The 20,611-nt window shown below is 71.2% G+C and carries 18 protein-coding genes; 14 read left to right on the top strand and 4 right to left on the bottom strand.

The annotated features are described in order from the left end of the window. The first annotated feature begins 24 nt into the window (after positions 1 to 24). The 5 genes from ACT1U9_RS06630 to ACT1U9_RS06610 all read left to right on the top strand — a co-directional run bounded on the left by ACT1U9_RS06630 (position 25) and on the right by ACT1U9_RS06610 (position 6,766). Positions 25 to 795, top strand: coding sequence for an NUDIX hydrolase (locus ACT1U9_RS06630; protein WP_188275454.1), 771 nt, complete (start codon positions 25 to 27; stop codon positions 793 to 795). 239 nt (positions 796 to 1,034) lie between these two features. Continuing rightward, positions 1,035 to 2,834, top strand: coding sequence for an ATP-binding cassette domain-containing protein (locus ACT1U9_RS06625; protein WP_444537441.1), 1,800 nt, complete (start codon positions 1,035 to 1,037; stop codon positions 2,832 to 2,834). Positions 2,835 to 2,994: 160 nt separating this feature from the next. Beyond that, positions 2,995 to 3,882: a FadR/GntR family transcriptional regulator gene (locus ACT1U9_RS06620; protein WP_444537440.1), complete on the top strand. Its 888-nt coding sequence runs from the start codon at positions 2,995 to 2,997 to the stop codon at positions 3,880 to 3,882. A 367-nt stretch (positions 3,883 to 4,249) separates the two neighbouring features. Next, positions 4,250 to 5,794 carry an RNA polymerase sigma factor gene (locus ACT1U9_RS06615; RefSeq protein WP_444537439.1) on the top strand — a complete coding sequence of 515 codons (1,545 nt, stop codon included), beginning with the start codon at positions 4,250 to 4,252 and terminating at the stop codon, positions 5,792 to 5,794. Between the two features lie 141 nt (positions 5,795 to 5,935). Then, the gene (locus ACT1U9_RS06610) at positions 5,936 to 6,766 is read left to right on the top strand and encodes a serine protease (RefSeq protein WP_444537438.1); all 831 of its coding nucleotides are present in this window, start codon (positions 5,936 to 5,938) and stop codon (positions 6,764 to 6,766) included. A 99-nt stretch (positions 6,767 to 6,865) separates the two neighbouring features. Here ACT1U9_RS06610 and ACT1U9_RS06605 read toward each other — a convergent pair whose 3' ends face one another. Further along, complete coding sequence (locus ACT1U9_RS06605; protein WP_067165114.1) at positions 6,866 to 7,096, bottom strand: DUF7455 domain-containing protein; 231 nt, start codon at positions 7,094 to 7,096, stop codon at positions 6,866 to 6,868. A 432-nt stretch (positions 7,097 to 7,528) separates the two neighbouring features. On the opposite strand from ACT1U9_RS06605, the gene ACT1U9_RS06600 reads away from it, so the two are divergent. The 6 genes from ACT1U9_RS06600 to ACT1U9_RS06575 all read left to right on the top strand — a co-directional run bounded on the left by ACT1U9_RS06600 (position 7,529) and on the right by ACT1U9_RS06575 (position 14,453). After that, complete coding sequence (locus ACT1U9_RS06600; RefSeq protein WP_444537437.1) at positions 7,529 to 9,649, top strand: DNA gyrase/topoisomerase IV subunit B; 2,121 nt, start codon at positions 7,529 to 7,531, stop codon at positions 9,647 to 9,649. Positions 9,650 to 9,830: 181 nt separating this feature from the next. After that, positions 9,831 to 10,346, top strand: coding sequence for a DUF1453 domain-containing protein (locus ACT1U9_RS06595; RefSeq protein ID WP_444537436.1), 516 nt, complete (start codon positions 9,831 to 9,833; stop codon positions 10,344 to 10,346). Further along, positions 10,343 to 11,515 carry a sensor histidine kinase gene (locus ACT1U9_RS06590; protein ID WP_444537435.1) on the top strand — a complete coding sequence of 391 codons (1,173 nt, stop codon included), beginning with the start codon at positions 10,343 to 10,345 and terminating at the stop codon, positions 11,513 to 11,515. The genes ACT1U9_RS06595 and ACT1U9_RS06590 overlap by 4 nt, the downstream gene beginning before the upstream one ends. Further along, positions 11,512 to 12,246: a response regulator transcription factor gene (locus tag ACT1U9_RS06585; protein WP_444537434.1), complete on the top strand. Its 735-nt coding sequence runs from the start codon at positions 11,512 to 11,514 to the stop codon at positions 12,244 to 12,246. The genes ACT1U9_RS06590 and ACT1U9_RS06585 overlap by 4 nt, the downstream gene beginning before the upstream one ends. 114 nt (positions 12,247 to 12,360) lie before the next feature. Then, positions 12,361 to 12,858, top strand: a complete 498-nt coding sequence (locus ACT1U9_RS06580; RefSeq protein WP_444537433.1) for a DUF485 domain-containing protein — start codon at positions 12,361 to 12,363, stop codon at positions 12,856 to 12,858. Further along, on the top strand, positions 12,855 to 14,453 hold the full coding sequence (locus ACT1U9_RS06575) for a solute symporter family protein (RefSeq protein ID WP_444537432.1): 1,599 nt from the start codon (positions 12,855 to 12,857) through the stop codon (positions 14,451 to 14,453). The genes ACT1U9_RS06580 and ACT1U9_RS06575 overlap by 4 nt, the downstream gene beginning before the upstream one ends. Positions 14,454 to 14,625: 172 nt before the next feature. Here ACT1U9_RS06575 and ACT1U9_RS06570 read toward each other — a convergent pair whose 3' ends face one another. After that, positions 14,626 to 15,315, bottom strand: coding sequence for a response regulator (locus ACT1U9_RS06570; protein WP_444537431.1), 690 nt, complete (start codon positions 15,313 to 15,315; stop codon positions 14,626 to 14,628). Positions 15,316 to 15,449: 134 nt separating this feature from the next. On the opposite strand from ACT1U9_RS06570, the gene ACT1U9_RS06565 reads away from it, so the two are divergent. From ACT1U9_RS06565 to ACT1U9_RS06555, 3 genes are read left to right on the top strand one after another with little or no spacing between them, the layout of a single operon-like run. After that, positions 15,450 to 16,280: an ABC transporter ATP-binding protein gene (locus ACT1U9_RS06565; RefSeq protein WP_444537430.1), complete on the top strand. Its 831-nt coding sequence runs from the start codon at positions 15,450 to 15,452 to the stop codon at positions 16,278 to 16,280. Further along, positions 16,270 to 17,130 carry an ABC transporter permease gene (locus ACT1U9_RS06560; RefSeq protein ID WP_444537429.1) on the top strand — a complete coding sequence of 287 codons (861 nt, stop codon included), beginning with the start codon at positions 16,270 to 16,272 and terminating at the stop codon, positions 17,128 to 17,130. The genes ACT1U9_RS06565 and ACT1U9_RS06560 overlap by 11 nt, the downstream gene beginning before the upstream one ends. A 49-nt stretch (positions 17,131 to 17,179) precedes the next feature. Next, positions 17,180 to 18,220 (top strand): ABC transporter substrate-binding protein, encoded by a 1,041-nt coding sequence (locus ACT1U9_RS06555; protein WP_444537428.1) that lies wholly within the window; start codon positions 17,180 to 17,182, stop codon positions 18,218 to 18,220. A 10-nt stretch (positions 18,221 to 18,230) separates the two neighbouring features. Here the strand turns inward: ACT1U9_RS06555 and ACT1U9_RS06550 are convergent, their stop codons facing one another. Both ACT1U9_RS06550 and ACT1U9_RS06545 read right to left on the bottom strand, forming a co-directional pair. Then, positions 18,231 to 18,908 carry a DUF7342 family protein gene (locus tag ACT1U9_RS06550; protein WP_444537427.1) on the bottom strand — a complete coding sequence of 226 codons (678 nt, stop codon included), beginning with the start codon at positions 18,906 to 18,908 and terminating at the stop codon, positions 18,231 to 18,233. Beyond that, complete coding sequence (locus ACT1U9_RS06545; RefSeq protein ID WP_444537426.1) at positions 18,905 to 20,593, bottom strand: sensor histidine kinase; 1,689 nt, start codon at positions 20,591 to 20,593, stop codon at positions 18,905 to 18,907. Before ACT1U9_RS06545 ends, ACT1U9_RS06550 begins: the two co-directional genes overlap by 4 nt. Between the last annotated feature and the right edge of the window lie 18 nt (positions 20,594 to 20,611).

The following is a 20,611-nucleotide window of genomic DNA, read 5'->3' as shown; positions in this document are numbered from 1 at the left end:
CAGGGAGACGACTATGATCGCTTCATGTCTCCCTACGACCCGTCGGCCTTCCCGCCCTTCGCCGTGACCGTCGACCTGGTCGTGCTCACCGTGCGCCGCCACGCGCTGTGCGCGCTGGTCGTCCGCCGGGGTGAGCCGCCGTTCCAGGGGCGGTGGGCGCTGCCCGGCGGATTCGTCCGGGGCGACGAGGATCTGTCGGCGGCTGCGGCCCGCGAGCTGAGCGAGGAGACCGGGCTGTGCGCCCAGGACCCGGCGGGCCCGGCCCCGGCGCCGGGCAACGGCGCCCACCTGGAGCAGCTGGCCACGTACGGAGATCCCCGGCGCGACCCCCGCATGCGAGTGGTGAGCGTGGCGCATCTGGCGCTCGCGCCCGATCTGCCGGCACCCCGCGCGGGCGGCGACGCGCACAGCGCCCGCTGGGCACCCGTCGAGGATCTGCTCAGCCAGGACGGCGGTTTCGGCCGCGAGGACGAACAGCCCGCGCCGCTCGCCTTCGACCACGCCCAGATCCTCGCGGACGGCGTGGAGCGGGCCCGGTCCAAGATCGAGTACTCGTCGCTGGCCACGGCGTTCTGCCCGGCCGAGTTCACCGTGGGGGAGCTGCGCCGGGTGTACGAGGCGGTGTGGGGTGTGGCCCTCGACCCGCGCAACTTCCACCGCAAGGTGACCGGCACCCCGGGCTTCCTGGTGCCGGCGGGCGGCACCACCACCCGCCAGGGCGGCCGCCCCGCCCAGCTCTTCCGCGCGGGCGGAGCGACGCTCCTCAACCCGCCGATGCTGCGGCCGGAGGTCTGAGCGGGGCGCTGCGGGCGCGGGTTCGTGGTGCTGCCGGACCGGTGCGGGTGGGGTGGCGCGGGCTGCCTGGTGCCGCCAGGTCGGACGCCGCTGTGCATCCGGTGTGTACACCAAGGCGTGCTGACACCCGCTCACCACGGTCCCGTATTGCACGAAAAGTCTTAAATGTCGAGTTATGTTACTCCGGTACCCGCCCTCCCGCCGTGCCGTCGAGCGGTCTCATCCCCGCGAGAGAAGCGATGCTCCAGGCCATCGGACTCACCAGTGCCCCCCGCCGCGACCGTCCGCCCGAGGTGGACGACCTGACCTTCGAGGCCCGGCCGGGCCTGATCACCGCCCTGCTCGGCGCCCCCGGCTCGGGCAAGACGATGGCCCTGCGCCTGATGCTGGAGCTCGAACCGGGCCGGGGCGTCACCTACTTCCGGGGCCGACCGCTGCACCGGGTCGCCCACCCGGCCCGCGAGGTCGGCACCCTGCTCGGCGATGTGCCGGGCCACCCGGCCCGTACGGTCCGGGGCCAGCTGCGCCTCATGTGCGCGGTCGCCGGGGTCCCGGTGACCAGGGCCGAGGAGATGCTGCACGTCGTCGGCCTCGACGGCCTCGGCGACCAGCGGCTCGGCGCCCTCTCACTCGGCATGGACCGCAGACTCGGACTGGCCGCAGCCCTCCTCGGCGACCCGCACACCCTCGTCCTCGACGAGCCCGCCGAGGACCTCTCGCCGCGCGACAACAGCTGGCTGTACGGACTGCTGCGCGGCCACGCCGACCACGGCGGCACCGTGCTGTGCACCTTCGCCGACCCCAAGGAGGCGGCCCGGGTGGCCGACCGCGTGGTCACCGTCGACGGGGGCCGCCTGGTCGCGGACCAGGACGCCGTCGCGTTCGCCCGCACCCGGCTGCGCCCGCGCGTGGCCGTCGCCACCCCGCACGCGGCCCGCCTCGGCGCCCTCGTCAGCCGCGAGGCCCGGGCCGCCCGCCGCTCGGTCGAGGTGGTCGCCGAGGACGGCGCCCATCTGTCCGTCTACGGCACCACCTGCGCCGAGGTGGGCGAGACGGCCTTCCGAAACGGCGTCCTCGTCCACCGCCTGACCGAGGAGTTCGGCGACACGAACCCGCCCCCGGCGCCCCGCCCGGCCGAGCCCCCGAGCCCGCCGGGCGGAGCGGCCGGCGCCCTCCCCGTGACAGATACGGCCAACGGTTACAGCGCCCCCACCAACCCCCCGGCACCCTCGCGCTCTTCACGCCCCCACATCACCCCCACCCGCCCCCGCACCCCCCTGCGTCCCCTCCGCTATGAACTCCGCAGGCTTCTCGGCGTCCGCACCACGTATCTGCTGGGCGCCGCCGTGCTCGTCGGGTCGGTCGTGCTCGCCGTGCTGCTCGGGCGAGGCGGGCGCACCCCGCTGCCGCACCTGGCCGCCGCCTGGCCGGGACTGCTGCCGCTGCCGCCGGCGGCGTTCGGCGCGGGTGTCCTCGGCGCGCTCGCCTTCGGCGAGGAGTACCGCTACCCCGCGCTCGCTGCCGACCGCGGCACCGTGCCGCGCAGGCTCGGGCTGCTGCTCGCCAAGCTCGCCGTGTCGGCCGCCGCCGCGCTGCTGCTCGCCGCGCTCACGGTCGTACTGGACGGGCAGGCCCTGCGGCTGGTGTACGGGCACGACTTGGCGCGGATTCCGCCGGACTGGCCCTCGCTCGCGGCGAGTTGGGCCGGGCTTACCGTCGGCTGCGCCTGGGCCGGGCTGCTCGCGGCCGGCATCTTCCGGGCCACCACGGCGGGGCTCGCGGCGGTCCTGGCGGTGCCCGTACTCGTCGTACCGCTCGTACAGAAGGCGTTGTCGAGTCCGCACGCGCGCTCCGTCGCCGGGCTGCCCGTGCGGCTGCGGGAGGTGGCCTGGCTGCGCTGGCCGCGCGAGCTGGACGGCTGGCTCACGGTCGCGCTGCACCTGCTCGCGCGGCCCCAGGGCGCGGCGCTCGCGCTGTCGCTGGCGGTGCTGCTCTGCGCCTATGTGTTCACCGGCCTTCGCGGCAGGGCCCGTTGGTGACCGTGCTGCGACCCCGGCGCACGGGCCCGGCCACAACTCCCCTGGGAATGCCCGCTTCTTTCCGATAAAGCGTCAATTGCGAGGGGTCCGGAGATCACCCTTTCGTGTGCTTTTCACCAAAGACCTCAAGGGCCGTGGGAGTCCCGCCGACAAAGGATGCGTGAGTACCCTTGCGCACACCATGATGACCACCGCCCGCGCCGCCGACAACGGCCTCGCAGGACCGGGCGAACTCGACCGCTACCCCTACGCGGAGGCGCGTGGCGCCGACCGCGTGGCCCTCCCCGCGTGGGACGGGCCCGAGGCCGACCTCGGCCGGGTGGGCCGCCGCGCGGCGGGCAGCCGCGGGAGAGGACTGCACGGCCAACTCGTCCAGCAGCTCGGCCAGATGATCGTCTCCGGCGACCTCGGCGCCGACCGCCCGCTGGTTCCCGAGGAGATCGGCCAGCGCTTCGAGGTCTCCCGGACCGTCGTCCGCGAGTCGCTGCGCGTCCTGGAGGCCAAGGGCCTGGTCAGCGCCCGCCCCAATGTCGGCACCCGGGTCCGCCCGGTCAGCGACTGGAACCTGCTGGACCCCGACATCATCGAGTGGCGGGCGTTCGGGCCGCAGCGCGACGACCAGCGCCGTGAGCTCAGCGAGCTGCGCTGGACGATCGAGCCGCTGGCCGCCCGGCTCGCGGCGGGCCACGGCCGGGACGACATCCAGCAGCGCCTCGGCGACATGGTGGAGATCATGGGCCACTCGCTCGGCCAGGGCGATGTGATCACCTTCTCGCGGGCCGACGCCGAGTTCCACTCCCTGCTGATCCAGGCCGCGGGCAACCGCATGCTGGAGCACCTCTCCGGCATCGTCGGCGCCGCCCTCCAGGTCTCCGGCGGCCCGGTCACCGGCTGCGACCGCCCCTCGGAGGCCGCGCTCACCCACCACGCCCGGATCGTGGACGCGCTGGCGAGCGGCGACGGCGTGGCGGCCGAGACGGCCATGCGGCAGCTGCTCACCGTCCACCCCGAGGTGGAGCGCGTCGTCCCCGCCCCGCGCGAGCACTGACGGCGGAGCGTGGGCGGGGTATGGGTTCGCACCACCAGGTCCCGTACCGCCGTGAAGGAAGGAAGCGCGTGTCGCCGGGCCTCGGGGGGTCCGGCGACGCGATTGCGGGCACTTTGCCCTTCTGTGGTCTGCTATGTCGCGAATGGGGTGTGACTCGGGCCACGTAGATTGGGCGTAACACTCTTCGAAACCGTGCGATGACCTAAGAGGTAACAGCCGAGGAAGGAATACAGCGGCCGCTCGCGGCGCTGTGCAGCTCCGAGGTTCAGCCCGCGCCGTCGGCACAATCCCCAGCCGACGGTCGTCGGCTCCGGCCCGATCATGGGCGGGGCCGGAAGCCGTTTTCCATCGTTCCGAGAGGTTGTTCGTGTCGGCCAGCACATCCCGTACGCTCCCGCCGGAGATCGCCGAGTCAGAGTCTGTGATGGCGCTCATCGAGCGGGGAAAGGCTGATGGGCAGATCGCCGGCGATGACGTGCGTCGGGCCTTCGAAGCCGACCAGATTCCGCCAACCCAGTGGAAGAATGTTCTGCGCAGCCTCAACCAGATCCTCGAGGAAGAGGGTGTGACGCTGATGGTCAGTGCCGCGGAATCTCCCAAGCGCACCCGGAAGAGCGTCGCAGCGAAGAGCCCGGCGAAGCGCACCGCCACCAAGACTGTCGCGGCCAAGACGACCGTGACCAAGACCGTCGCGGCCAGCGCCGCCCCGGCGACCGAGACCGTGGACATGTCGGCCGACGACGCCGACGCGCCCCGCAAGGCCGCCGCCAAGAAGACGGTCGCGAAGAAGACCGTCGCCAAGAAGGCCGTGGCCAAGAAGACGGCCGCGAAGAAGACCGCCGGCAAGAAGGGCGACGAAGAGGCCCTTGAGGGCGAGGAGCTCCTTGAGGACGTCGCGCCCGGCAAGGGTGAGGAAGAGGAGGCCGAGGGCGAGAACAAGGGCTTCGTCCTCTCCGACGACGACGAGGACGACGCTCCCGCTCAGCAGGTCGCCGTCGCCGGTGCCACCGCCGACCCGGTCAAGGACTACCTGAAGCAGATCGGCAAGGTCCCGCTGCTCAACGCCGAGCAGGAGGTCGAGCTCGCCAAGCGCATCGAGGCCGGCCTGTTCGCCGAGGACAAGCTGTCGGCCGCCGACAAGCTCGCCCCCAAGCTCAAGCGCGAGCTGGAGATCATCGCCGAGGACGGCCGCCGCGCCAAGAACCACCTCCTGGAGGCCAACCTCCGTCTGGTGGTCTCGCTGGCCAAGCGCTACACCGGCCGCGGCATGCTCTTCCTGGACCTGATCCAGGAGGGCAACCTCGGTCTGATCCGCGCGGTCGAGAAGTTCGACTACACCAAGGGCTACAAGTTCTCCACGTACGCCACCTGGTGGATCCGTCAGGCGATCACCCGCGCCATGGCCGACCAGGCCCGCACCATCCGTATCCCGGTGCACATGGTCGAGGTCATCAACAAGCTCGCGCGCGTGCAGCGCCAGATGCTCCAGGACCTGGGCCGTGAGCCCACCCCGGAGGAGCTGGCCAAGGAGCTCGACATGACCCCGGAGAAGGTCATCGAGGTCCAGAAGTACGGCCGCGAGCCCATCTCGCTGCACACCCCCCTGGGTGAGGACGGCGACAGCGAGTTCGGTGACCTCATCGAGGACTCCGAGGCCGTCGTGCCGGCCGACGCGGTCAGCTTCACGCTCCTCCAGGAGCAGCTGCACTCAGTCCTGGACACCCTGTCCGAGCGTGAGGCGGGCGTGGTCTCCATGCGCTTCGGTCTCACCGACGGCCAGCCGAAGACGCTGGACGAGATCGGCAAGGTCTACGGGGTGACGCGTGAGCGCATCCGTCAGATCGAGTCGAAGACCATGTCGAAGCTGCGCCACCCGTCGCGTTCGCAGGTGCTGCGCGACTACCTCGACTAGGTCGTACGCCGCGTCATCTCTGCGCCACTGGGGCCCGGTTCCGTCAGGAGCCGGGCCCTCGCGCGTGTCTGAGCGGGTGCGGGGCGTCATCAGCTCGTTGACTCTGAGGTGTGCCCGTCTCACCCGGAGTCAGGAGAGCGTATGCGACGTCCCACCGCCCGAGCGCTGCGAGGAGCGCTGGCCCTGACGGCGGCCGCGACCGCCGTACCACTGGCCGCGCCCGTCCCGGCGGCCGCCGACAGCATCGTCATCGGGGGCATGTCCGTACGCGTCGAGGACAGTCCGTACGTCGTCGCGCTCTCCAGCCGTGACCGGTTCGGACGTACGCGCGCGGGTCAGTTCTGCGGGGGAGCGGTGGTGACGACCACGAAGGTGGTCACCGCCGCGCACTGCCTCAGCCGGGAGGTGCTCGGCGCGAACGGGGTGCGGGACCTCACGGTGATCGCGGGCCGCACCCAGCTGCGGACCAAGGGCGGCAAGGAGATCGCCGTGCGGGACACCTGGGTCAACCCGAAGTACGACCCGGTCACCAACGCCGGTGACCTGGCGGTGCTCACGCTGGCGGCCGCGCTGCCCGAGTCGTACGTGATCGGGCTCGCCGGACCGGGGGACGGGGCGTACGCGGTGGGCACGCCGGCCACCGTCTACGGCTGGGGGGACACCTCGGGGCGGGGCAGCTATGCCTCCGGGCTGCGGGCGGCCCGGGTCCAGGTGCTCTCCGACGGGGTCTGTGAGCGCGCCTACCCGGGGAACTCGGAGGGTGAGTACCTGGGGGCCACCATGCTCTGCGCAGGCGATCCAGCGGGCGGCCATGACGCCTGCCAGGGCGACAGCGGAGGGCCGCTGATCTCCCGGGGGCGGCTCATCGGGCTCGTCTCCTGGGGCAGCGGCTGCGGTCAGGCCGAGAGCCCCGGCGTCTACACCCGGATCTCGGCGTTCACGCCCTCGTCCCGCAACGCCGCGCCCCTGTAGTCGGCGTACGGGCATGAGAACGGGCGGCCGCCCCCGCACGCGGGGGCGGCCGCCCGTCGCCGGTCCTGGACCGGCCCTGGCTCGTCGTCAGTGCGAGGTTCAGCGATCCTCTTCACCTGCGGATTCGGGCACCGCCGTGAGGCGGTCCGTCTCGTCCTGTATCTCAGCGGCGATCTTCTTCAGTTCCGGCTCGAACTTGCGTCCGTGGTGAGCACAGAAGAGCAGTTCGCCGCCGCTGGTCAGAAGGACGCGCAGGTATGCCTGTGCGCCGCAGCGGTCGCAACGGTCGGCGGCCGTCAGGGGGCTCGCGGGGGTCAGAACAGTAGTCACGTCGCCTCTTCTCTAGCTCGACGAGCTGTCGTACCAGGGTCAACATCCAACCAGGCCGAAAACGTTCCCGCTCGTGCCTTTTCCTCGAAACTTCTTGGTCAAGGTGGCTGTCTGCTGCCGGTTGGCGGCGAATGAGCCGTATTGCGTTGCTTTACGGTTTCGCGTTGCTTGTCTCGTTTGGCCCTCCCGGCGGGGTTGCCGGTTGTTCATGAGGACGTGCCCGGAGCCTAAATGGTTCATGCCTGGATGGGAACGTGATATCCGCATCACTCCAACGAGGGATCGAACGCGTATACGACCCTGGACTAGCATGAGTAATCGCGAGGGTGGCGTGACAACGGCTCTACCAGGCCTCGGTACCCTCTGACCGGCGACCGACGCCGGCCCCCTGCCCATCGGGGGCGAAGTGAAATTCAGCGAGGAGCGAACTGCGTGACCGCCGAGACGTCCGTTCCGTCCACTGCGCTGCTGTCCGGCGCCGACCGGGACGGCTCCAACTACACCGCGCGGCACCTGCTCGTCCTTGAAGGCCTCGAAGCGGTCCGCAAGCGCCCCGGCATGTACATCGGCTCGACCGACAGCCGCGGCCTGATGCACTGCCTCTGGGAGATCATCGACAACTCCGTCGACGAGGCCCTGGGCGGGTTCTGCGACTTCATCGAGGTGATCCTGCACGACGACGGGTCCGTCGAGGTGCGGGACAACGGCCGGGGCATCCCGGTCGACGTCGAGCCCAAGACCGGCCTTTCCGGCGTCGAGGTCGTCATGACCAAGCTGCACGCCGGCGGCAAGTTCGGCGGCGGCTCCTACGCCGCCTCCGGCGGTCTGCACGGCGTGGGCGCGTCCGTGGTGAACGCGCTCTCGGCCCGCCTCGACGTCGAGGTCGACCGCAACAGCGCGACGCACGCGATCAGCTTCCGCCGCGGCACGCCGGGCATGTTCACCGAGCAGGGCCCCGACGCGCCCTTCGACCCCTCCAGCGGCCTCCTCAAGGGCAAGCGGGTGCCCAAGACCCGCACCGGTACGCGCATCCGCTACTGGGCCGACCGCCAGATCTTCCTCAAGGACGCCAAGCTCTCCCTGGACACGCTGCACCAGCGCGCGCGTCAGACCGCCTTCCTGGTGCCCGGCCTGACCATCGTCGTACGGGACGAGCGCGGCCTGGACGGCGAGGGCAAGACGGAAGAGACGTTCCGCTTCGACGGCGGGATCAGCGAGTTCTGCGAGTACCTGGCCCAGGACAAGGGCGTCTGCGACGTGCTGCGGCTCACCGGCCAGGGCACCTTCAAGGAGACCGTCCCCGTCCTCGACGAGCGCGGCCACATGACGCCCACCGAGGTCACCCGCGAGCTGGCCGTCGACGTCGCGCTGCGCTGGGGCACGGGCTACGACACCAACCTGAAGTCGTTCGTGAACATCATCGCCACCCCCAAGGGCGGCACCCACGTCACGGGCTTCGAGCGCTCGGTCACCAAGACCGTCAACGAGGTGCTGCGCTCCGCGAAGCTGCTGCGCGTCGCCGAGGACGACGTCGTCAAGGACGACGCCCTGGAGGGCCTGACGGCGGTGGTGACCGTCCGGCTCGCCGAGCCGCAGTTCGAGGGCCAGACCAAGGAGGTCCTCGGCACCTCGGCGGCCAACCGGATCGTCGCCAACGTCATCGCCAGGGAGCTCAAGGAGTTCCTGACCTCCACGAAGCGCGACGCCAAGGCGCAGGCGCGCGCGGTGCTCGACAAGATCGTGGCCGCCGCCCGGACCCGGATCGCGGCCCGCCAGCACAAGGAGGCCCAGCGGCGGAAGACCGCTCTGGAGTCCTCCTCGCTGCCGGCCAAGCTCGCCGACTGCCGCAGCGACGACGTGGAGCGCAGCGAGCTCTTCATCGTCGAGGGGGACTCCGCTCTCGGCACCGCCAAGCTCGCCAGGAACTCGGAGTTCCAGGCCCTGCTGCCGATCCGCGGCAAGATCCTCAACGTTCAGAAGGCGTCCGTCTCGGACATGCTCAAGAACGCCGAGTGCGGCGCGATCATCCAGGTCATAGGAGCCGGCTCGGGCCGCACCTTCGACATCGACGCCGCGCGGTACGGCAAGATCGTGCTGCTCGTCGACGCCGACGTCGACGGCGCGCACATCCGCATCCTGCTGCTGACCCTCTTCCAGCGCTATATGCGCCCGATGGTCGAGGCGGGCCGGGTCTTCGCCGCCGTGCCGCCGCTGCACCGCATCGAGCTGGTCCAGCCCAAGAAGGGCCAGGACAAGTACGTGTACACGTACTCGGACAGCGAGCTGCGCCAGACGCTCCTGGAGTTCCAGCGCAAGGGCGTGCGGTACAAGGACGCCATCCAGCGCTACAAGGGCCTCGGCGAGATGGACGCGGACCAGCTGGCGGAGACCACGATGGACCCGCGGTTCCGCACCCTGCGCCGGATCAACATCGGCGACCTGGAGGCCTCGGAGCAGGTCTTCGACCTGCTGATGGGCAACGAGGTGGCGCCGCGCAAGGAGTTCATCACCAGCTCGGCGGCGACGCTGGACCGCTCGCGGATCGACGCGTAGTCGCCCCGTCCGGGCGAGGGGTCGGGGGTCCGCCCGACCCGCTGACCGTGGGTTGTCCACCCGTGGGTGGAGCTGCTGGCTCCACCCACGTTCAACCCCAGCTCCGATGTGTCTGACCAGGCCGTTTCCGTAACTTCGATGGCGTAGGGATTTCCTCGCAGTCCTCGTTGTGGAGGCCCAGATGTCCGCGCTCGTGAGTGTGCTGGTGGCGGTAGCCGTCGTCGTGCTGATCGTCTCGCGTCAGGTGAGGCCCCAGCGGCTGGAAGACGCCAAGCGCTGGTGGCTCGTCCCGGCGGTGCTGGTGTACCTGTCGGTACGGGAGAAGGGCCTGGTCGACCCGGACCATCACGCCCTGTCGGTGGTGCTGCTCGGCGCCGAGCTGGTCACCGGGCTGCTGATGGGCGCGGCCTGGGCCTGGACCACCAAGGTGTGGACCGAGTCGGACGGCTCGGTGTGGAGCAAGGGGACCAGGGCGACCGCGCTCGTCTGGGTCGTGGGCATAGCAGTCCGGGTCGGGCTCGCCGGCCTCGGCGCCCTGGCCGGGGTCCACATGGGCACGGGTGCGCTGCTGCTCGGGCTCGCGGCCGCGCTCCTGGTCCGCAGCGGCATCCTGGTATGGCGGGCCCGGTCGGCGCCCGCGTCGTACGGTGTTGCCGACGACAGCATGGCCACCCCGCTGTGGAAGGACCGCGTGTGACCCAGGACGTCTGGTTCGCCTGGCCCTCGCGGGAAGCGCTCACCCACGAGGGCCTGAGCCGCGTCCGGCGCGGCATCGCCTGGACCGTGCGCGCGGTGCTGCTCGGCGCGCTGCTGTGGACGGCGGTCAACGAGCGGGGTCCGCACGGCTGGTCCTGGGTCGCCGGGGTCGCCATCGTCGCGGCGACGGTGGCGCTGGCCCGCGGGTTCTGGCACCAGACGCTCGCGCACCGGCTGTGGCCCTCGCTCGCTCTGCTGGCGTCGCTGATGACGGTGGCGGTGGTGGCCCAGCAGACCGGCTGGCACATCCTCGCGGTCATCGTGTGGTGCGGCACCGCCGTCTCCGCGCTCGAACGGCTCCCGCTCGGCGCCGCCGTGCCCTGCACGCTGGTGGCCCTCGGGGCGTACGCGGCGGTGAACACCGACAGCTGGATGACCACCGCCATCAGCACCGTCGGGCTCGGGCTCGCCGGGTATGTGCTGCGGCTCGACGCCGAGGCGCGCGGCAACGCGCAGCGGCTGCTCGCCCAGGAACGGGCCGCGCGGGCCGCCGAGTCCGAGTCCGCCGCGCTCGCCGAGCGGGCCAGGATCGCCCGGGAGATCCACGATGTGCTGGCGCACAGCCTCTCGGCGCAGCTGGTGCATCTGGAGGCGGCCCGGCTGATGATCGAGCGCGAGCCCGCCGGGGAGTTCCGGGACAGGATCCTGGAGCGGGTGGTGGCGGCGCGGTCGATGGCGCGCGACGGGCTGGCCGAGACCCGGCAGGCGCTCTCGGCGCTGCGCGGCGAGATGACCCCGGTCGAGGACTATCTGCGCACGCTCGTCGAAGGCGGCGGCCCCGTCGGGCCGGCGGGCGTCGAGGTGTCGGGGGAGCGGCGGCCGATCGCGGCGGAGGCGTCGCAGGCGGTGCGGCGCGTGGCGCAGGAGGCCCTGACGAACGTACGCAAGCACGCGCCGGGTGCCACCGTCGCCATGCGGCTCGAATACCTGCCGGACGAAGTGGCGCTGGAGGTGCGGGACTTCGGCGGTGGGGTGGCGGATGAGCTGGCAGTCAGTGGTTCCGGATACGGTCTGCTGGGGATGAGAGAGCGCGCCGAACTGCTCGGCGGGACTCTGGAGGCGGGACCGGACGAGGAGGGCTTCGTGGTGCGGCTGAGGGTGCCGGCATGACCGGCGTCGGGGGCGGTGCGACCGGCGGGGGCGCCGGAGCGGGGGACGGGCACGCGGGAGCCCGGGCGATACGGGTGGTCGTGGCGGACGACCAGTCGGTGGTGCGCGAGGGGATCGTGATGCTGCTGGGGCTGCTGCCCGGCGTGGAGGTGGTCGGCGCGGCCAAGGACGGGGAGGAGGCGGTGGCGCTGGTGGCCGAACTGGCCCCGGACGTGGTCCTGATGGACCTGCGGATGCCGCGCTGCGACGGGGCGGAGGCGACCCGCCGTATCCGCTCGCAGTACCCGGGAACGCAGGTGGTGATCCTGACGACCTATGCGGACGACGACTCGCTCTTCCCGGCGCTGCAGGCCGGGGCGCGCGGATATCTGACCAAGGACGCGGGCGGCGACGAGATCGTGAAGGCCATACAGGACGTGCTGGCCGGGCAGGCCGGGCTCGCGCCCTCGGTGCAGCGGCGGTTGCTCGAAAGGGTGACGTCGCCGCCGCCGGCGCCCACTTTGGTGGTGCTGCCGGACGGGCTCACCGGACGCGAGGGCGAAGTACTCGGCCTGGTCGCCGAGGGCCTGTCCAACCCCGAGATCTCCCGGGCGCTGCACATCTCGACCGCGACGGTGAAGACCCACATCAACAACATCTTCGCCAAGACGGGGGCCAGGGACCGTGCGCAGGCCGTGCGGTACGCATACCAGCACGGCCTCGCGCGGCCACCGGGTTCTCCTGCGACCTAGGTTCCGCCATCACCTAATGGGGTGAAGAGGGGGCGTTGAAGAGTGCGGGGGCGTCCCCTCTGCCCATCCTTGGGCACGCGGCCGAACGGGGCCGTGGACAAGGAGAGTTGTTCGGTGGACAGACAGGAAGGGCACGAACCGGCGGCGGCGCGGATCGACGACCCCTGGTACGACGCGCTCGCCTCCGGGTGGGGCGAGCTGGACGGTACGACGGCGCCGGTGCCCGTCCCGCAGCAACAGCAGACCGCCGGTGCGGACCGCGGCCGCAGCGCCGCCGACATCTATCTGGAGGTGCAGCGCAGCGCCGCCTTCCAGGAGGTCCGCGGCCGCTACCGCCGCTTCGTCGTCCCGGCCGCGTTCGCCTTTCTCGCCTGGTACGTCGCGTATGTCGTCGCGGCCACCACCGCCCCGGACTTGATGGCGCGTCAGGTGTTCGGGGCGGTCAATGTCGCGATGCTCGCCGGGCTCGGGCAGTTCCTCTCCACCTTCCTGCTGACCTGGGCGTACGCCCGGCATGCCCGGCTGCGGCGGGACCGGGCGGCGCTTGAGCTGCGCTGGGTCGTGTTCGAGCAGAGGCGGGAGCAGGACATGACCGGGGGGATCGCCAGGTGAGCGTCGGCAGGGACCATCAGGCGCTGGCGCTACTGCTGTTCAGCGCGTTCGTCGCGGCGACGCTCGCGATCACCACGTGGGTGAGCCGGGACCGGCACGGTTCGGCGGAGGAGTTCTACGCGGGCGGGCGGCTGTTCTCCCCCATGGAGAACGGTTTCGCCATCGCGGGCGACTATATGTCGGCCGCCTCCTTCCTCGGCATCTCCGGGCTCATCGCCCTCTTCGGCTACGACGGGATGCTCTACTCCGTCGGGTTCCTGGTGGCGTGGCTGGTGGTGCTGCTGCTCGTGGCCGAACTGGTGCGCAACTGCGGGCGGTTCACGCTCGCCGATGTGGTCGCGGCCCGGATGCGCGAGCGGCCGGTGCGGATCGCGGCGGGAACTTCTTCGGTGACCGTGTCCGTTCTCTATCTGGTGGCGCAGATGGTCGGCGCGGGCAGCCTGGTGGCGCTGCTGCTCGGCGGGGCCAGCTCGGCCGCCCGCTCGTGGACCGTCATCGGTGTGGGCGCGCTGATGGTGATCTATGTGTCGCTGGGTGGGATGCGGGCCACCACCTGGATCCAGATCGTGAAGGCCGTCCTGCTCATGGCCGGTGCGATCACGCTGACCGTGCTGGTGCTGATGCGCTTCCACGGGAACATCAACCTGCTGCTCAACACGGCGGCCGAACGGAGCGGCCATGGAAAGGAGTTCCTCTCCCCGGGGCTGAGATACGGCGGCGGCTGGACCGCGCGGCTCGACTTCATCAGCCTGGGCCTCGCGCTGGTCCTCGGTACGGCGGGGCTGCCGCACATCCTGTCCCGCTTCTACACGGTGCCCACCGCACGGGCCGCCCGGCGTTCGGTGGTCTGGGCGATCGGACTCATCGGCGGCTTCTATCTGATGACCATCGTGCTCGGCTTCGGCGCCGCCGCCGTGGTCGGCCCCGCCGAGGTCAAGTCGGTGAACGCCGCCGGAAACACGGCAGTTCCGCTGCTCGCGCTCAATCTGGGGGGCGGCGCGGCTTCCACAGGCGGAACGGTTCTCTTCGCGGTCGTGGCCGCCGTCGCCTTCGCCACCATCCTGGCCGTCGTCGCCGGTATCACCCTCGCCTCCTCCGCCTCCGTCGCCCATGACCTGTACGCGTCGCTGCGGCGTCGGCACGCCAAACAGCGCAGCGAGGTCGCGGTGGCCCGGGTCGCCGCCGTCGGGATCGGGGCCGTCGCCATCGCCCTTGGGCTGCTCGCCCGGGATCTGAACGTGGCGTTCCTGGTCGGTCTTGCCTTCGCGGTGGCCGCCTCGGCCAATCTGCCGGTGCTGCTCTACTCGTTGTTCTGGCGGAACTTCACCACCCGGGGCGCGGTGTGGTCGGTGTACGGCGGACTGGTTCCGGCGCTCGTCCTGGTGGTGCTCTCGCCGGTGGTCTCCGGCGGCCCGCACGCGCTCTTCCCTGGCATGGACTTCCAGTTCTTCCCGCTGGAGAACCCGGGCCTCGTCTCCATCCCGCTCGGCTTCCTCGCGGGCTGGCTGGGCACGCTGACCTCGCACGAGCCCGCGGATGCGGCTCGCCACGCGGAGACGGAGGTGCGGTCGCTGACGGGGGCGGGGGCCGTGTAGCCGGTGTGCAGGATCGATCCGCCCCGGGCGCGCCGCTTCTCAGCGCGGATGGTCGGCTGCGGACCGTATGTGGCTGGTCGCGCCCACGCGGCGGAGCCGCATGATGTCACAGCCCCGCGCCCCTTGTAGGTACCCGGTGCCCGGAACCGCACCGGCCCTCCACGCCCGCCCCTCACACCGCCCACGCGTACCGGTGTTCCGGGCGGCCCGTCTCCCCGTAGCGCAGGGTGAGGCGTAGGCGGCCGGACTGTTCCAGGAGGCGTAGGTAGCGCTGGGCGGTGGAGCGGCTCAGGCCTGTGCGGCCGGCCACCTCGTGGGCGGAGAGCGGGTGGTCCGCGTGGTGGAGGACCTCGCGGATCAGCTCCGCCGTCGGCAGGGAGTGGCCGCTGGGCAGGCCGGGGGCGGTGGCGGCGGTGCGCAGCGCCCCGAAGATCCGGTCCACCTGGTCCTGTCCGGCGCCCTCGGCCCCGTCCTCGCCCGCGCGGTCGACGGTGCGGCGCAGGCTCGCGTACGCGTCGAGCTTGGCCCGCAGGGTCGCGAAGGTGAACGGTTTGACCAGGTAGTGCAGCGCGCCATGGCGCATCGCGGCCTGCACGGTGGCCACGTCGCTTGCCGAGGTCACCATGATCACATCGGTGTGATGGCCGAGTTGGCGCATCCGGCGGACCAGCGCGAGACCGGTCTCGTCCGGCAGGAAGTGGTCGAGCAGCACCAGATCGACCCGGTGCCGCTCCAGCGTCGCCAGCGCCTGGGCAGCACTGTGCGCACGGGCGACGACCCGGAACCCGGGAACCTTCCCGACGTATGCGGCGTTGATCTCGACGACACGGAAGTCGTCGTCCACGACCAGGACGTCAATCAACGTGTTTCCTTCCCGTTGAATCCCCGCAGTTGTAGCGCGAGCAAAACGAGCACAACAGGGGTTTGCGAGCAGAAGTGCGTCTTGCGCCCACAAGGCTGCCGCTGTGCCGTGAGCCACCTCTACGGTCCCGCTCCATGAGTACTGAGCAGAGGGGCCCCAGCACGTGCCCCGCCATCGAGCTGCGGAGCGCGGGCAAGTCGTTCCGTACGCCGTCCGGCGCGCTGCACACGGCCGTACGGGACCTGGACCTCACCGTGGAGCGCGGTGAGTTCGTCGCCGTGGTCGGCCCGACCGGCTGCGGGAAGTCCACCACGCTGACGCTGGTCAGCGGCCTGGAGGAGCCCACCGAGGGCGAGGTCCTGGTCGGCGGCGAGCCGGTCGACGGCATCGGCGACAAGGTCGGCTTCGTCTTCCAGCAGGACGCCGTCTTCCCCTGGCGGACCGTTCTGTCGAATGTGATGGCCGGGCCGCGCTTCCGGGGCGTACCGAAGGCGGAGGCGAAGGAGCGGGCGCGTGCGTGGCTGGCCCGCGTCGGTCTCGCCGCCTTCGAGGACCGCTATCCGCACCAGCTCTCCGGCGGTCAGCGCAAGCGCGTCGCGCTCGCCGCGACCTTCGTCAACGACCCCGAGATCCTGCTGATGGACGAGCCGTTCTCGGCGCTCGACGTGCAGACCAGGGCGCTGATGTCGGACGAACTCCTCGACCTGTGGTCCGGCACCGGATCCTCCGTCGTCTTCGTCACCCATGACCTGGAGGAGTCCATCGCGCTTGCCGACCGCGTCGTCGTGATGACGGCGGGTCCCGCCACGGTCAAGAAGATCTTCTCCATCGACCTGCCGCGCCCGCGCAAGGTCGAGTCGATCCGTCTGGAGCCCCGGTTCATCGAGATCTACCGGGAGATCTGGGAGTCGCTCGGCGAAGAGGTACGCATCACCCGTGAGCGGGGTGCCGCCAATGTCGCCTGAGACCATCGCCGCCGTCCCGGTCCGGGTCACCGAGCGCACCAAGGCCCGGGCGCGCGCCGCCCGCAACCGTCGCCTCCTCGTCCACGGCAGCCGCATCCTGCTGCTCGTCACGGTGCTCGCGCTCTGGGAGATCCTGGCCCGGACCAAGGCCATCGACCCGTTCAACTTCTCGATGCCGTCGAAGATCTGGGACCAGATACGCGACTGGGCCGTCAACGGCACCGCCCAGGGCTCCCTCTGGGAGCAGATCTGGTACACGCTCTACGAGGCGCTGCTCGGCTGGGTCATCGGCGTCGCGGGCGGTGTCGTCCTCGGCATCACGCTCGGCCGGATCCGCTTCCTCGCCGATGTGCTCGGCCCGTACATCAAGGTCCTCAACGCGATCCCGCGCATCGTTCTCGCGCCGATCTTCCTCATCTGGTTCGGGCTCGGCCCGGCGTCGAAGGTCGCCTCGGCGGTCGTCCTCGTCTTCTTCCCGGTGTTCTTCAACGCCTTCCAGGGCGCCCGCGAGGTCGACCGCAATCTGGTGCACAACGCCCGCATCCTGGGCGCCAGCAACCGCCGGGTCACCTTCCAGGTCGTCATCCCCTCCGCCACGTCCTGGATCTTCACCAGCCTCCACGTCAGCTTCGGCTTCGCCCTGATCGGCGCGATCGTCGGCGAGTACATCGGCGCGACCAAGGGCCTCGGCCTGCTCGTCGCCTCCTCGCAGGGGACGTTCAACGCCGCCGGTGTGTACGCGGCGATGGTCATCCTCGCGGTCGTCGCGCTGCTCACCGAGGGCCTGCTCACCTTCGCCGAACGGCGGCTGTTCCGCTGGCGCCCCGCCGAGCCGGGCACCGACCGCTGACCGCCCCACCCTCTCCGCACCTACCCCCTCCTCACCGGGACGTGACGACATGCGCAGCCACCACCACCTCAGCAGAATCCCCGCAGCAGTTCTGGCCGGAGCCCTGGCCGCCACCACCCTCACGGCCTGCGGCTCGGACGACTCCGGCGGCTCCTCGAACAAGGTCAAGATCATGGTCGGCGGTCTCGACAAGGTCATCTATCTGCCCGCGATGCTCACCGAGCGGCTCGGCTACTTCAAGGCCGAGGGCCTGGACGTCCAACTGCTGAGCGAGCCCGCCGGAGTGCAGGCGGAGACCGCGCTGATATCCGGCGACGTCCAGGGCGCGGTCGGTTTCTACGACCACACGCTCGACCTCCAGGCCAAGGGCAAGCAGGTGGAGTCCGTGGTGCAGTTCTCGCACGCGCCCGGCGAGGTCGAGGTCGTCTCCACCAAGGCCGCCGGCGACATCGCGAGCCCCAAGGACTTCAAGGGCAAGAAGCTCGGCGTCACCGGCCTCGGCTCGTCCACCGACTTCCTCACCAAGTACCTGGCGGTCCGCGACGGCGTGAAGACCAGCGACTTCACTCCGGTCGCCGTCGGCGCAGGCCAGACGTTCATCGCGGCGCTGAAGCAGGGCGCGATCCAGGGCGGGATGACGACCGACCCGACGGTCGCCAACATCCTCGACCAGAAGCTCGGCAAGGTCCTGATCGACATGCGTACGCCGGAGGGCTCGCAGCAGGCGCTGGGCGGCCCGTACCCCTCGTCCAGCCTCTATATGAACGCCAGTTGGGTGAACGGGCACAAGGAGACCGTCCAGAAGCTCGCCAACGCGCTGGTCAAGACGTTGCGTTGGATGTCCTCGCACAGCGCGGAGGAGATCGCCGCGAAGATGCCGGCCGACTACGCGAAGGGCGGCAAGGGGCTGTACGCGGAGTCGATCAAGGCCACGCTGCCCATGTTCACCAAGGACGGGGTGATGCCCGCCAATGGGCCCGAGACGGTCGAGAAGGTCCTCAAGGCGTTCAGCCCCAATCTCAAGAACGCCGATGTCGATCTCGCCAAGACGTTCACCAGCGAGTTCGTGAACAAGGTCCCCAAGGGCTGAGGCGCTCGCGTCAGCGGCCGGCCGCCCACTCGTAGCGGTGCTCGGGGCGGCCGGTCTCCCCGTATCGCAGGCCGAGCCGCACCCGGCCCGCGCGCTCCAGGAGTTTCAGATAGCGCTGGGCCGTCTGCCGGCTCACCCCCGCCCGGTCCGCGATCTCCTGCGCCGAGAGCGGGCCCTCGGCCGCGAGCAGCACCTGGCGCAGCAGTTCGGCGGTGGTGGGGGAGTGGCCCTTGGGCAGGCCGGGCTCGGTGGGGACGGAGAGGGCGCCGAAGATCCGGTCCACCTGCGCCTGTTCGGCCTCGCCGCCGCCGTCGAGGGTGCGGCGCAGGGCCGCGTACGCCTCCAACTTGGTGCGCAGCCCCGCGAAGCCGAACGGCTTGACGAGGTACTGGAGCGCGCCCTGGCGCATCGCGGCCTGGACGGTGGCCACGTCGCGGGCCGCCGTCACCATGATCACGTCGGTGTGGTGGCCCAGCCGGCGCAGCTCCCGTACGACGGCGAGGCCGTTCTCGTCCGGCAGATGGTGGTCGAGCAGGATCAGATCCACGGGGCGCTCGGCGAGCAGCGCGAGCGCCTCGGCGGCCGAATGCGCCGTCGCGACCACCCGGAAACCGGGAACTTTTCCGGTGTACGCGGCATTGATGCCGGCGACTCGGTGGTCGTCGTCCACGACGAGGACGTCGATCACCGTGCCTCCTCGTGCAGCGGGGTCGTGCCGGAGTCGTCCATCGCGATGCCCTCGGCCTCGTCCAGCGCCTCGCTCAGTGCCTCCGGGAGGACGACGGTGAACTCGGCGCCGCCGTCCGGAGCGGCCGCCACGCGTGCGTGGCCGCCCTGCCGCTCGGCGAAGCGCCGTACCAGCGCGAGTCCGAGGCCCCGCTTGCCGTGGGCGGGCAGCGCCTTGGTCGACCAGCCCTCGGTGAAGATCTGTTCGCGCCGCTCGGCCGCGACGCCGGGCCCGCTGTCCCGTACGCGCAGGACGACCGTACGTCCCTCGGCGCGCAGCATGATCTCGACCGAGGCATCAGGGGATCCGGCCGCCGCGTCCAGCGCGTTGTCGACGAGGTTGCCGACGACTGTGACCAGGCCGCGCGGGTCGACGAGCCGGTCGGGCAGCAGGCTGTCCGCCGAGATCCGCAGCGCGACGGCCCGTTCGGCCGCGACCGTGGCCTTGCCGACCAGCATCGCCGCGAGCAGCGGATCGCGGACCTTCTCGGTGAACTGCTCGGCGGTGGTGCGGTGCACCCCGACGACCTCGGTCACGAACTCGACCGCCTCGTCGTGCATCTCCAGCTCAAGGAGGCCGAGCAGGGTGTGCAGCCGGTTGGCGTGCTCGTGGTCCTGGGCGCGCAGGGCGTCGATGAGGCCGTGGGTGGAGTCCAGTTCGCGGCCCAGGCGCTCCAGTTCGGTGCGGTCGCGCAGGGTGGCCACGGCGCCGCCGTCGTCGGTCGGCATCCGGTTGGCGACCAGGACGCGATGGCCGCGTACGGTCAACAGATCGGTTCCGGAGACGCGGCCCGCGAGCACATCGGTCGTCCGCCCGGCGCCCAGCACTTCTTCCAGGGAGCGGCCGCTCGCCTCGGGGCCGACGCCGAGCAGCCGCTGGGCCTCGTCGTTGAGCAGCCGGATCCGGCCGGTCCGGTCCAGCGCGACCACGCCCTCGCGGATCGAGTGCAGCATCGCCTCGCGCTCCGCGAGCAGCGCCGAGATATCGGAGAACGCCAGGTCACGGGTCTGCTTATGGATCCTGCGGGAGATCAGATAGGCGGCCAGGGCGCCCGCCGCCAGCGCGCCGCCCGCGTATGCGAGGAGTCCCGGGATCGCGGCGAGCAGCCGGGCGCGCACGCTGTCGTACTCGATGCCGACGGACACCGCGCCCACGATCGCGCCGCCGGAGTCCCGCAGCGGCACTTTGCCGCGTGCTGAGCGGCCGAGCGTGCCGCTGTCGATCTCCATGACGTTCCGGCCCGCCAGCGCGTCGCTGGGGTCGGTGGAGACGACCTTGCCGACCTGCCGGACGTCCGGGTGCGACCAGCGCACTCCGCGCCGGTCCATGACCACCACGTACTCGGCGCCGGTGGCCCGCCGCACCCGCTCGGCCTCCCGCTGCACCGGGCCGTCGGGGCTGGGGCGAGAGGCCAGCAGGTCGGCCGTGATCTGCGGCTGGGCGGCGGTCGACTGGGCGATGGCGAGGGCGCGGCGCATCGCCTGGTCGTCGAGCTGATGGCTGAGCGGCGCGAGGAAGAGGCCGGTCGCGACCACGGCGACACCGGCGGCGATGGCCAGCTGCATCAGCAGCACCTGGGAGAAGACGCGCTGCGGCCAGCCGAACCGCCGCCGTCTCGGCGCGGGCGGGCTGGGAACGGCGCTCATGCCCATGCACGGTAGACC

This window comes from Streptomyces sp. BR1 (assembly GCF_052373795.1).
GTDB lineage: Bacteria > Actinomycetota > Actinomycetes > Streptomycetales > Streptomycetaceae > Streptomyces.
This window is presented reverse-complemented; position numbering and strand designations above follow the sequence as displayed.

What these genes read in the sequence shown, in the direction of transcription:
- ACT1U9_RS06555 (WP_444537428.1), top strand. Translation starts at nt 17,180, where the DNA reads ATGCGCAGCCACCACCACCTCAGCAGAATCCCCGCAGCAGTTCTGGCC.
- ACT1U9_RS06630 (WP_188275454.1), top strand. Translation starts at nt 25, where the DNA reads ATGTCTCCCTACGACCCGTCGGCCTTCCCGCCCTTCGCCGTGACCGTC.
- ACT1U9_RS06625 (WP_444537441.1), top strand. Translation starts at nt 1,035, where the DNA reads ATGCTCCAGGCCATCGGACTCACCAGTGCCCCCCGCCGCGACCGTCCG.
- ACT1U9_RS06545 (WP_444537426.1), bottom strand. Translation starts at nt 20,593, where the DNA reads ATGAGCGCCGTTCCCAGCCCGCCCGCGCCGAGACGGCGGCGGTTCGGC.
- ACT1U9_RS06585 (WP_444537434.1), top strand. Translation starts at nt 11,512, where the DNA reads ATGACCGGCGTCGGGGGCGGTGCGACCGGCGGGGGCGCCGGAGCGGGG.
- ACT1U9_RS06565 (WP_444537430.1), top strand. Translation starts at nt 15,450, where the DNA reads ATGAGTACTGAGCAGAGGGGCCCCAGCACGTGCCCCGCCATCGAGCTG.
- ACT1U9_RS06610 (WP_444537438.1), top strand. Translation starts at nt 5,936, where the DNA reads ATGCGACGTCCCACCGCCCGAGCGCTGCGAGGAGCGCTGGCCCTGACG.
- ACT1U9_RS06595 (WP_444537436.1), top strand. Translation starts at nt 9,831, where the DNA reads ATGTCCGCGCTCGTGAGTGTGCTGGTGGCGGTAGCCGTCGTCGTGCTG.
- ACT1U9_RS06560 (WP_444537429.1), top strand. Translation starts at nt 16,270, where the DNA reads ATGTCGCCTGAGACCATCGCCGCCGTCCCGGTCCGGGTCACCGAGCGC.